The sequence below is a fragment of the Thermomicrobium sp. 4228-Ro genome, assembly GCF_026241205.1.
Taxonomy (GTDB): Bacteria; Chloroflexota; Chloroflexia; order Thermomicrobiales; family Thermomicrobiaceae; genus Thermomicrobium.
In genome coordinates this window covers 1-11,871 of record NZ_JAPFQM010000009.1, presented here as the reverse complement: position 1 = coordinate 11,871, position 11,871 = coordinate 1, and the positions used below count along the sequence as shown (strand labels likewise).

General features: G+C 64.3%; 11 protein-coding genes. 10 read left to right on the top strand and 1 reads right to left on the bottom strand.

What is annotated here, in order from left to right:
- Positions 1-1,528: 1,528 nt before the first annotated feature.
- From OO015_RS13925 to OO015_RS13885, 9 genes are all read left to right on the top strand, one after another.
- Positions 1,529-1,831 (top strand): hypothetical protein, encoded by a 303-nt coding sequence (locus OO015_RS13925; RefSeq protein WP_265942219.1) that lies wholly within the window; start codon positions 1,529-1,531, stop codon positions 1,829-1,831.
- Positions 1,828-2,022, top strand: coding sequence for a hypothetical protein (locus tag OO015_RS13920; RefSeq protein WP_265942217.1), 195 nt, complete (start codon positions 1,828-1,830; stop codon positions 2,020-2,022). The genes OO015_RS13925 and OO015_RS13920 overlap by 4 nt, the downstream gene beginning before the upstream one ends.
- 3 nt (positions 2,023-2,025) lie before the next feature.
- A complete protein-coding gene (locus tag OO015_RS13915) occupies positions 2,026-2,271 on the top strand; it encodes a hypothetical protein (protein ID WP_265942215.1) in 246 nt (81 codons plus the stop codon).
- A gap of 1,346 nt (positions 2,272-3,617) precedes the next feature.
- Complete coding sequence (locus tag OO015_RS13910; protein WP_265942225.1) at positions 3,618-4,172, top strand: ABC transporter substrate-binding protein; 555 nt, start codon at positions 3,618-3,620, stop codon at positions 4,170-4,172.
- Positions 4,073-4,762: an ABC transporter substrate-binding protein gene (locus OO015_RS13905; RefSeq protein WP_265942223.1), complete on the top strand. Its 690-nt coding sequence runs from the start codon at positions 4,073-4,075 to the stop codon at positions 4,760-4,762. The genes OO015_RS13910 and OO015_RS13905 overlap by 100 nt, the downstream gene beginning before the upstream one ends.
- Positions 4,763-4,780: 18 nt before the next feature.
- A complete protein-coding gene (locus OO015_RS13900) occupies positions 4,781-5,671 on the top strand; it encodes a branched-chain amino acid ABC transporter permease (protein WP_265942213.1) in 891 nt (296 codons plus the stop codon).
- 142 nt (positions 5,672-5,813) lie between these two features.
- Positions 5,814-6,464 (top strand): branched-chain amino acid ABC transporter permease, encoded by a 651-nt coding sequence (locus OO015_RS13895; RefSeq protein ID WP_265942211.1) that lies wholly within the window; start codon positions 5,814-5,816, stop codon positions 6,462-6,464.
- A gap of 197 nt (positions 6,465-6,661) precedes the next feature.
- Positions 6,662-7,405 (top strand): ABC transporter ATP-binding protein, encoded by a 744-nt coding sequence (locus OO015_RS13890; RefSeq protein ID WP_265942209.1) that lies wholly within the window; start codon positions 6,662-6,664, stop codon positions 7,403-7,405.
- A 22-nt stretch (positions 7,406-7,427) separates the two neighbouring features.
- Positions 7,428-8,141 (top strand): ABC transporter ATP-binding protein, encoded by a 714-nt coding sequence (locus tag OO015_RS13885; protein WP_416236609.1) that lies wholly within the window; start codon positions 7,428-7,430, stop codon positions 8,139-8,141.
- A gap of 320 nt (positions 8,142-8,461) precedes the next feature.
- On the opposite strand, the gene OO015_RS13880 is transcribed toward OO015_RS13885, so the two are convergent.
- Complete coding sequence (locus tag OO015_RS13880) at positions 8,462-9,496, bottom strand: hypothetical protein (RefSeq protein ID WP_265942205.1); 1,035 nt, start codon at positions 9,494-9,496, stop codon at positions 8,462-8,464.
- Positions 9,497-10,450: 954 nt separating this feature from the next.
- Between OO015_RS13880 and OO015_RS13875 the strand changes: the two genes are divergently transcribed.
- Positions 10,451-10,681 carry a TOBE domain-containing protein gene (locus tag OO015_RS13875; protein WP_265942221.1) on the top strand — a complete coding sequence of 77 codons (231 nt, stop codon included), beginning with the start codon at positions 10,451-10,453 and terminating at the stop codon, positions 10,679-10,681.
- Positions 10,682-11,871: the final 1,190 nt, after the last annotated feature.

The window sequence follows — 11,871 nt, the reverse complement described above, 5'->3', positions numbered from 1 at the left end:
AACGAAAACCCGCAGCAGGACGCAAATCGCGCTCACCCCGCTCACGGCGAGTGAGCTGGTTCCGCGTTTGACAGGCAAACTGGCAATCGCCGGCCATTGCCCTTGGTCCTGGCGAAGGAGAGCCGAGCGGCAGGGTCGTTGTCGTTGCCGTCAGGCGCTTTTTCCGCCGCGCGTCCTGCAATCCTGCTACCAGCAGCGTTCATAGTGACTCGCAACGACGAGCGACCCTCCCTGGTGCGACCACCCCGCGTGACTGCTCTCGACCGGCTCGGCACCCCTGGCAGCGCGGATGAACGTCCTCGTGCGTGCGTGTGCCGGCTCCGACTCGGCACGAAGCGTGCCGTCACGACGCGGAGCGGGCGTGCGCTCCCGCACATGCCATGGCCCCTTCCCGTGGCCGGAATGTGGCATGCCGATGGTGCGCGTGGTTGCGGACAGGTCAGGCCCCGTGTGCGGCCAGAACGCGCGCACAGGGTCGCGCGGTGCAGTTGGCACGAACTGCCTGCGCTGCCCATGAAGGGGAACGCGGGGTTGCCGACGCCCTGATGTGCGTTAGTCGTCCGCTCGGGGATACGCCTCCCTCCCGCCTGTCTCCCTTGCGGTCGGCTGGGGTTGCTGCTCGGTAGCCATCCGTGCGCAGGGAACCGCAGGACGGGAACCACGGGGTTCCCGTTGCGTGGCGCATGCTTGACACAACGGCAACGCGTACAAAGGAGTGAACGATGCAGTTAGCAGATCAGATCTGGCAGGGCTTTCGTCGGCAACGGTGGTGGGTGCAACTGCTTGGCTGGCTGTTCTTCTGAGCGTGCTTGCGGCCATCTGGCTTGCCCGGCGACCGGGGCGTGGCTGGCTCGTGGTTGCCGCTGTCCCGGCGCTATTCTGGCTCGGAACGTGCGCGACCATCGTGACCCCATCCACGCCGACGCCGACCCCGTCCCTCGCATCCGTCCAGGGGTCGTCAACGCTCCAACGCTTCCTCCGCCTTGTCCAACGCCGACACCAGCACCGACACCAGCGTTCACACAGGAAGAAGAACGGTAACGCGCCGCTATCCGTGATCAGGCGGAGCGGATGCAGCGCTCCTTGCAGCGGTTCGTCGATCATATCCAACGCATGTAGAAGGAACCAGGGCTGCTCTTGGACCAGCAGTGGCGTATTGAGGTCGCAGCCGAGCTAGTGACCTAGAAGCTGATTCGTGACGAAGCGAGAGCGCTCACTCCGCCGCCACGCTTCGGTCGTTTCATGCATTCTATCTCGACGGTCTTGAGAAGTTTGCTCAAGCAGCTGACGACTTCGCCTACGGTGTCGATCATCTCGATGCCGAGCGGATCCAGAAGGCTTCGGACGAGATCAGGCAGGCGAGTCAATCGTTCAACCAGGCACTTGCACAGCTCCCGCAGTGAGGGCATACGTGGGCAAGCATGGGCGTGGCGGGGCGACGGCGTCCAAATCGGGTAATCCAAGCTGTCATGCCATTGACCGATACTCTATGGTAGATGTACGATCCAAATGTGGAGGGAGCACGGGCATGCTGCAGGATCAGACACAGAGCACCGAGCGCATTCGCCAGATCAAGGCGGAGTTGCGCCGCCAGCGGAATCCCAAGGTGCAGCGTCAGTTCGCTGAGGAGCGCCGGGCGGCCATCGCCGCGTTTGAGATGCGCTACGGCATTCCCTCTGACCAGATCCACCAAGCGATTGAGGGGGCGCCTGGTGGAAACCTTCGAGGTCAACCAGTGGCTGCATCTCTGGGAGATCGAACAGCATGCCCGGCGCAAAGCCCGGACAACACGGTGACCCGCACGGGTGGAATAGCCTCGACAACTACGTGAAGACACATCAAGGCTACCTCGCGTTCTGGGAACGACGGGGATTCCTCATCAACGACGCGCTCGAGTGGCGCACGGAAGAGGGTGGGAATCGCATCACGCTCCTGGGCCGGTTGCACTTTCGCGGTGGGTACAGCCTTGCTGTTGACAAGGTCTTCGCGGTGCGTGTCACCCGTGGGCGGCGTGAGGTATAGACCGTGCGCTATGCCTACCAGGCTTTGCGGATGTTGCCGGATGGCCAGGTGCGCGAACTCTTTCGCTATGACAATGACCATCGGTACAGCCGTGAAGGTCACCCGGATGCGCACCACAAGCATGTGCGTGATCGGGATGGGAAGGAACAGGTCGTCTGGGTTGGCCGGGAGAACTGGCCGACACTTCACAAGGTGATCGACGAGCTCTACGAACTGGCCCTCCAGCTCAACGATACACTCCGGCAGTGAGTGCGTGAGGAGCAGGCAGTGGCACCCCGTGGCCATGGCGCGCGGCAATCTCCAGGCGCGCCGATGGCTGCTGGGAACGCGTGCTGTCCGGATCACGTCGACGCGGCGCCGGCGCGTGCATGCCTGATGCCCACAATCGTCTCCGCGCGGGTTTGTCGCGCCCCCGCCGTCAGTTGACACGCCTCCCGCCGCAGCGACGTTCTGGCGCTCCCCGGCTCTTTCTGACGCCCGTCTGACGCTCGTGCACCAGGGGAGCGTCAGAAACAATTTCCGCATGCCGACGCGGATCTTCCCGTGGTTTCTGTCGCTTCTGACGCTCGTTTGCAGGACTTTTCTGGTGTGCATCACGGCACGCTCGGCACCCCTGCCCGCGCTCGCCTCCTTGACGCTCCTCCTGGATTGCTGATGCCCTTCTTCCCGTCGCGGCCGCGATCCCTGCCGCCCTTCCTCCGCGCACGGGCAACCTGACCGCTGTGCCTGCCGGTAGTGCCGCCGCTCTCCGCACGTGCCTGTGGCCGGGTTACCTCCCCGCTCAAGGCCGTGAACAGCGAAACGGTCCCACGGCACCCACCGGGGGCCGCTCGCCATGTCCACCGCGCGACAGGACAGCACGCGGTCCATCCCGCAGCCTGCCAGGCGCGTACGGCGCTCAGCGCGCGAGACGGAAATAGGTCGGCACATAGCGGTCAGACGGCGACTCGCGATCATATTTCCGGAACCGGTGACCCAGGGATCGTACACGCCACGGTCGCTACACGCGGCGTGCTGCACGGCGATGGTCTATCCTGCTCGACTGCCACGTGCTCTCTGGCCACTGCCCATGGTACGACAGCTGCAACGACGCTGCCGTGGCTACGGTTATGGCCGCGGGCCGCGACGCACTGGGCCTAGGGAGGGGCAAGGATCTCGACAGTTCGCCGCAGCGCGTGCCGTGGCCCGCTCCGCCTGAGGGACGCCAGCACAGCGACAGCCGCTTCCCCGCGCCGTGTCGCCGTGCTCGCCCGCACCGCGGACGAACCAGACGTGCAATTGACCGCGCTGGCAGGTTGCCTGTATACTGCGCCATAGCTTGCGACGACCGCAGTGGTGATGCAGAAGTGTTCGGACGTGAGGAGGGAGCATACAGAATGATGATGGGGCGGCAGCGTCTGCGGCTGTCACTGGTTGGCCTGCTCTGTGCGCTCGGTCTGGTTGTTGCTGGGTGTGGTGGCGCGGCAACGCCGACCCCGACTACGGGCGCGGCTGGGAGTGCTGCGTCGCCGACCGAGGCGACGTCGGCGACAACGGCGACCACCCCAGCTGCGGCGAGCACGGCGAGCTCCGGCGGCCAGGCAGCAAGCGGTGACGTGATCAAGATCGGCGTCGTCCTGCCGATTACCGGGAGCGAGGCGAAGCCTGGGCAGTACCAGAAAGAAGGTATCGAGCTCGCCGTGAAGCAGATCAACGACCAGGGCGGCGTCATGGTCAAGAGCCTGGGCAAGAAGCTGCCGATCCAGATCGTCTTCTACGACGATGGCTCGGATCAGGCGAAGTCGGCATCGCTTGTCGAACGGGCGATGAGTTCCGATAAGGTGGTCGCGGTGATCGGCGGCTACTCGACGGCGCTTGGGCAAGCGCAGTCCGTGATGGCCGACCGCTATCAAACCGTCTGGATCACGCCGGGTGCTGCGGCCAGCTCCATCTTTTCCCAGGGGTACCAGTGGATCTTTGGGACGCTCAGCCCAGTCGATCAGCTGGGCTATACCACGATGCAGTTCCTTGGCTGGCTCGTCGATCAGGGCAAGCTCAAGAAGGGCTCAAGATCGCCCTGGTCGTTGAGAATACCGATCACGGTATCGACTACGTCAATGGCATCCAGCAGTGGATCGAGGAGCATCCCGGGTACTTCACCATCGTCGTGAACGAGAAGTTCGAGCTCAATAGCACGGACTTCTCCGGCCTGCTCCAGAAGGTGCAAGCGGCTAACGCTGACATCTTCCTCTCCGATGCCCACCTGCCGGACTATATCACCATGCACCGGCAGTACACGCAGCTCGGTCTGCACCATCAAATGATCAGCTACGGCGCACGTGGGCCGGAAGCAGACGCGCGCAAGGCCCTTGGTGATGCGGTGAACTATATCTTCGCTGGCATCTGGTGGTCGTCGCGTTTGCCGTACCCCCAGGTGAAGCAGTTTGTGCAAGACTACACCGCCTTCACGGGTCATGCGCCGGACTCCTGGTACGCCGCCCCAGCCTATGAAGCCGTACGCGCGCTCGCGGCAGCCATTGAGCAGGCTGGCTCGCTCGACCACAAAGCGATCCGCGATGCGCTGCGCCAGGTCGACTTGAAGCCGTCCTTGCTGCCTGGGCAGGAACTGAAGTTCCAGCAGAACGGGCAGGTGAAGGCCCCGTTCGTCATTGTGCAGAACAAGCCGGACGGCAAGGTTGATATCGTCTATCCGCAGGATTCGGCGACGGGTGATCCCGTGGCGCCGATCCCGCGCTCGTAGTACCGGGGATGTGGCACGGTGAGTGCCGCGCAGTTTGTCAACTTGCTGGTCGCGTCCCTGCTCCTTGCTGGGGTCTACGCCATCATGTCCTACGGGCTGGCGCTGGCCTATGGCGTCATGAAGCTGGTGAACCTGGCGCATGCCGGCTTTATGATGCTTGGCGCGTACCTGACGCTTGAAGCCTTTCGCCGGCTCGGGCTCGACCCCTTGCTCGGGGCCATTGTGACCGCTGGCGTGCTCTGGCTCGTTGGCATGGGGGTGTACTGGCTGCTGGTGCGGCACGTGCCGACAAGCGATGAGCCGACGTTGTCGTCGCTCCTGCTGCTGTTCGGCGTGTGGCTCGTGCTCCAGAACATCGGCTACCTTATCTGGGGGACGCAAGATCAGGCTATCCTCACGCCGCGCACGCTCCAGACGATTCGGCTGGGGCCGGTGACGCTGCCAGTCGTGCGCGTGCTGGTCTTTCTGGTTGCGCTGGTTGGCCTGGCGGTGCTCCACCTCGTGCTTGGGCACACGTGGTTCGGCCGGGCGGTGCGTGCCCTGACGCAGAACCGGCAGGCCAGCCGCATCGTCGGGATTGACGTCGGGCGCACGGCGATGCTCGCCTTCGGCGCAAGTGCGGCTTTCTCCGGGCTGGCTGGTGGACTGCTCGCCACGCTCTACTCGTTCAACCCTGACTTTGGTGGGCCGTTCCTGCTGCGCTCGTTCGTGATCATCGTGCTTGGGGGATTGGAATCGTTCGCGGGGGTGGCCCTGGGTGGGCTTGTCCTGGCCCTGCTTGAGACGTTCAGCGTGCTCGTCATCCCCGCTGGCTATCAGCTCGCACTCTCGTTTGGCCTGCTGGTCGTGGCCTTGCTGGTGTTGCCCGGCGGGCTGCCGAGCCTCTTTGCCTGGCGGAGGCGCCTATGAGTTCAACAAAGTCGCAGGCGGCCGCGCCAGCCGCTGTTGGCGTCTCCTGGCAGTCGTGGGTACGGCAGGCTGCACCGATGGTGCTGGCCGGCGTGGCTGGGGCAGTCGTCCCCTGCTCCGTGATGATCCGAACACGATCCGCTTGCTCTTCATTGCCTACGTCCTGGTCACCACGAGCATCGCCTGGAATGTTCTTGGTGGCTTCACCGGCCAGGTCTCCTTCGGCTTTGCCGTCTTCTACGGCCTCGGCGCCTACACCACCGCGCTGCTGATCACACGTGCGGGGGTGCACCCCTATCTGGCCTATCTTGCTGGCGGGGTGCTGGCCTCGCTGGCCTCGCTGGTCATCGGTGTGCCGGCCTTCCGCCTGCGTGGCCCGTACTTTGCCATCGCGACCATTGGCGTCAGTGAGACGGTGCGCGTGATTGCCAGCAACCTCAAGCTGACGGGAGGCGCCAGCGGGTTCCGGGTCGTCGAACGCCGGCCGTTCAACCAGCTAGAGCAATACTACGTTGCCCTGCTCGTCGCGCTCGTCGCGCTGGCGCTGACGCTCGTGCTCGCGCGGACGCGTGCCGGCCTGGCGATGCGGGCCGTGCGCGACGACCAGGATGCGGCGGCGGCGGTTGGCATCGACCCCTTCCGCTGGAAGCTCATTGCCCACGCGCTCGCCGCGCTGCTCACCGGCATCGCGGGCGGCGTGTTTGCGCGCTATGCTGCCTTCATCCACCCGGGGGCGTCTTCGCCTTCCAGACGGGCGTGGCCATCCTGCTCATGCCGGTCATTGGTGGGTTAGGAACACTCTGGGGCCGGTCTTCGGCGGCTTGATCTATGGCATCGTCCAGGAGCAGTTGATCGCTCGCTTTCCCCAGATCCACCTGCTGCTGTATGGCATCCTGCTCATCCTCATTATCCTCTTTGAGCCGGGCGGGCTTGTTGGCCTCGCGCGTCGCGTGCAGCGCCGACTCAGCGCCGGTCGTGGGAGGGGAGCTGATGCTGCGGCTCGCACCACTCCTCCGCGTTGAGCAGGTCACGCGGGTCTTCGGCGGCCTCGTCGCGGTGCGCGATGTCTCGCTCGACGTCTTCTCCGGCGAGATCCTTGGCCTCATCGGCCCCAATGGCGCAGGCAAAACCACGCTGTTCTCAATGATCGCCGGCGCGCTGCGTCCCACGCGCGGGCGTATTCTGTTCGACGGGCACGACGTGACGCGCCTGGCGATCCACCAGCGCGTCGCGCGTGGCATCGTGCGCACGCACCAGATTCCACGGCCCTTCCGTTCGATGACCGTCTTCGACAATGTGCTGGCAGCCGCTGCCTTCGGCCGAGCTGGCAGCCATGATGCCCACCGCCGGGCCATGGAGAGCCTCACGTTTGTCGGCCTTGCTGACCTCGCGCGCGCGCCAGCTGACGGCCTCTCCGTTGGCAACCAGAAGCGGCTGGAGCTGGCACGGGCGCTGGCTGCGCAGCCACGTCTGCTACTGCTTGACGAGATCGGCGGTGGGCTGACCGAGCAGGAGCTAGCCACCATTCTCGACGTCATCCGCCGTATCTGCGCCCAGGAACGGGTGACGGTACTGTACATTGAACATAATATGCGCGCGGTCATGGCCGTGAGCGACCGCGTCGTCGCCCTCGATGGGGGACAAAAGATCGCGGAGGGGACACCCGAGCAGGTGCAGCGCGACCCGGCGGTGATCGAGGCCTATCTTGGTCAGCCAGTCGATGGGCAGGTCTGACATGAACGCTACCACCGTGCCGTTGCTCAGCCTCACGGACATCGCTGCGGGCTACGGCGAGACGCAAGTGCTCTGGGGTGTGTCGCTGGCGGTGCGTGGCGGGCAGGTCACGGCGCTCCTTGGCCCCAATGGCGCCGGCAAGACGACCACGCTCCGCGTCATTGCCGGCCTCCTCCCTGCGTGGCAGGGCACGCTGACGTTTGACGGCCAGGACATCACTCGTCTGTCGTCGCACGAGCGCGTCGACCGCGGCATCGTCCTCGTGCCGGAGGGGCGGCAGCTCTGGCCACGCATGACGGTCGAGGAGAACCTGCTCCTCGGGGCCTATCGTCCACACCTGCGGGCGCGGATTCCCCAGAACCTCGAGCGCGTCTACAAGCTCTTCCCGCGCCTTGCCGAGCGTCGGCGGCAGCTAGCCGGTACCCTCTCGGGCGGCGAGCAGCAGATGGTCGCGCTCGGCCGGGGCATGATGGCCGAGCCACGCGTGCTCTTGCTCGATGAGCCCTCGCTCGGCCTTGCGCCGCGGGTCGTCGCTGATATGTTTGCCGTCATCCGCGCCATTGCCGAGCAGGGGGTGACCATCCTCCTCGTCGAGCAGGCGGTGACGAACGCCCTAGCGGTTGCCCAGTACGGCTACGTCCTTGAGACCGGTCGGATTGTGCTGGAAGGCGAGACCGCACAGCTCCGCGCTAACCCACACGTCCAGCAGGCCTATCTCGGCGAGCTCCCTACCTAGGGGCCTCGCGGAACCGCACACGCGCCTGCTGAAAACGCCACCACCGGTGGTGGCGAGCAGCACGCGTTGGTCGTGTGCAATCGCTCGCAGCCTGGGGCCAGCGCAAGCCCAGCGCTGCCGGCCAGGATCAGCACTGGCCGGCCAGCCGGGAGCGCCGGGTGGGAACGGACGTGTTCGCGCGGTTGACGGCGCGCAGCGGTCACGCCTGGCACACAAAGGCCGTGCACCTGGTGTGAGTTACCAGGTGCACGACGCGTGGGAGCAGAGCGGTTGGGCGTTAGGCCGTGGCTGCTGAGGAGTCAGCCTCGCTCGCTTCCAGCTTAGCAGCCTGAATCAGTGCGCGGGGCCCGAGCCCGATGTGCAGGGCAATGCCGAAGCGGTGTCGGCGTTGGCAGTGGTGTTGCGGTTGGTGCTGGGGGCACGGTGGCCGTGGGCAATGGCGTGGGAGTCGGCGTGACAATCGGGACGACGGTGACATCGGCGATCACCGTGGGCTTCTTGACAACTGTTGGAGTCGGGCTTGGCAACGGCACGGGGGTCAAGCCGCCACTGACCACCGTCCCCTTCTTGATCGGTGTCGGTGTCGGCGTGGGCTCGGTATCGAGTGCCGTCGTCGGCCCGGTCACTGTCGCGGGTACCGCGGTGAGGGCCAGTTTGGGTGTTGGCGTTGCGGTCGGCGTCATGGTCGGGGTTGGTGTCGGAACCGGTAGGCAGAGCAAGAGCTGAATCAACTGGACGTCAGTATCGTCGCCAACTGCAACGTCCAGCACCCCCGAGGCGAGGATCGTGCTGAGTTGGGAGGGGCTGAACACATAGGAAAAAGCGACGTAGTTCGGATAGTTGCTCGGGATCCATGCATTGGGCATGACGCCCACCGTGCTCCCGCTCGTGCCGAACTTGAACTGGGCAAGGATAGTGGGCGTTGCCCCGCTGTACAGCTTGACCTGGTCATCTTGCGAGTACGGATAAGCCGGAGGACGCGCCGAAATATGGAGAATGCCAGTGATCGGATTCGCAGGGGGGCTCACCGAAAACGTATGCAGGTACCAGGTGAACATCGCACCGAAGCTTGTGTTGATCTGGCTATAGTGCGGCGGGTTTCCCAACGTCGTGAGGAACGCGGGCCGTGGCGTAAGCGGTTGATGGTTGCCGACCGTTTGGGCCGTTTGCAGCGTCCCTGCTGGACACCATATCGCGTTACTACTGGCTCCGGGAGTGGGCAAGGGGATCGTCGGTGTCGGCGATGGCAGAGAGGGTGTCGATGGTCCCGATAGCCAACCGCTGCACGCCGCCAGGATCAGCGTACTACTGAGGAGGAGGACGAGCCAAGGCAGTCCGAAAGATGGGATACGCATTCCTTTTCCTCCTCTCGCGACGCACCCGGACATGAGGGCGACGCAGGACGATCGACCGTTTCGAGTCTCCGGGCGCGTCACCGAGAGGTGCGCATCCCGCTCTTTCTGATAACGCGTGAACTCCGCAGGTGCTTACAACACTCATCGACGAACGAGTGTCAAAGGTATGTACCGAACCTCGGGCCACGGACAAGGAAAGCGGCCTGCAGCGAAACCGTTCCTGTCCGTCCCACCGAACCTGCGCAAGTCAACACGAGGAGAGGTTCGTGCGGGGAGACCACCGAGGGCGAGGTGAGTGGCGAGCGGCCTTACGAGCACTCGCCCCGTGCCGAGTGGGAGCGCAACTGCACCAGCCGGCCACGCTCGAACATGCTTGGTACGCTCCGCTGCCGGTCTTATATATTGTTGACCGCTTGCTGGCTGCCGAAAGGCACGTCGTTCTCCAGCGTACGGCCACCGAGCAAGACCGCGAGCCCGGGATCATCCGCTCGGCCGTGTTGCGCCGGATGAACGTGGTGCGGCTTTCCTCCCTGGGGCGGAGGAACGGTCGAGCCACGTGCGCGGGATCAGCGGGATCACGTCAGCAGCGCTTCTGTGCCGCTACCAGTGTCGGCCGCCAGTACATCGGACAGCGCACCCCATCTTCGTCAGTCGGTCGAGGGGCTCGGGCTTGGTCACAATAAGGCCGAGTGCGTTCGATTTGGCCAGGATCCGGTGTCTCGTCAACCGTAAAGGGGCATGCGCGACTCACGCACGTCCTGTGACGAGCCGTACCGTGAACCCCACGACGCCTCCTTCACGGTCCGAAGTGATACTGTATGGTTCGTATCGTTTGACGCACTCGGATCGGGAAAGACTGAAAAAGATCGCCCCGGGGTTGCTCGGGTGTGGACGAATTTGCCAATGGAGCCGTCGGGAACGTGGTAGACTGTTTTGGAACTCTCGTCAGTGGTCATGGCCGCGAAGGAAGGGCTTAAGCATATCAGCGCCCGCAACCAGTTGCGGGGCACAGTGAAGTCCGTGAAACACGGAGCGGTCGTCAGCGAGGTCATTATCGACCTCGGCAATGGGCAAGAGCTCGTCTCCGTCATTACGCGCGACTCGGCCGAGCAACTGGGTCTGGCTTCCGGCACGCCGGTCGTGGCCATCATCAAAGTGACCGAGGTCATGGTCGCAGTCGAGTGAGCTACCGGCTGACGAGTTCCGGCCGGTGCATGGCCGTGTCGGTTCGGTGACAGCCGATCCTGCGTTCGTGGCTGGTGTCGTCTGGACCTGCTGTGGGCCTGCATGGGGTCGGAGGAAGGCCCGCACGTTCGCGCGACCACGAGTCGGGCGTCCCGCAGCGGGTGCGGCTGTAGGGTTGACACTGTCACCGGCTCGGCGCGATCTGGACAGCGGGATAGGCACCGAGTCGCGGCTGTGCGGCGGAGAACGGTTGGGAACACGTCCGGGTCAACGAGTACGGGTCCCGTGCACAGCGCAAGTATGAATTTGGAGAAACGTTCTGACCTTTGGTGGGCTGTGGCTCGCGTGCTGCCAGTCCCTTCTGATCGTTTGCCTCGGAAAGTTGGATGACAGGGAGAGGCGAAGAGAGGCTGGACGTCGACGAGTCCAGGGCCGAGGCTCGGGTAAAGGTTCCGCAGCCGCGGCCGTGGTACGCCATGAGGTTGGCGGCCGCCATCGGGATGCATGAGGTCAAAGAGGGTAGAAGGCCGGCTCAGCTTTGCTGTGCAGGATGGCGATGCTCGGGTGCTCGAGGAAAGACTAGCCCTTCTGGGCGACAGGCAATGCAGTCGCGCTCGAGAAGTCGAAGAACCCCCAGCGCATCGTACCGTCGGCAGGCGTGACGCTCCGTTCATGCATTTTGTGTACCGACCAAAAACAGTGAGGTTACTGAACGCAAGCTGGCGACGAATCTGCCAAAATGCGGAGCTTCTCCTCGACGAGGGTCGAGTAGCAGGATGCGTTCTCTTCTCGCAGAGACAGCGATCTGCGACTACGTTCGTCTCGAGCCTGGTCTCGGTCGCATTCCCGTCGAGCGTACGCCTTTCGGAAAGCACTGTCTGAGGGTTTTTCGTCCTTCCGTCGCTCGTGGTACTTCGATCTTCCTCACGGCAGTCTCGTATGCACTGCTTCCGGATGCTCCGCTACGGCCACCAAAACGTGGGGGCTAGGCGAACTCCTCGAACGGAGTCGCGAGGCAAGTGTGTCCGATCCGTCGAACGGGTGGATTGGTCGAGTCGGGGCCTCGTGCTTTATGCTGGAAGGAAAACGATCGAGTCGACGGAGCGTCGGTGCGACGGGTAACGGACGAGGGTGTATGGTCGTTCACGACCCTACGCTGATCGCCACGCTGGGAATTCCGCTCGGTGTGC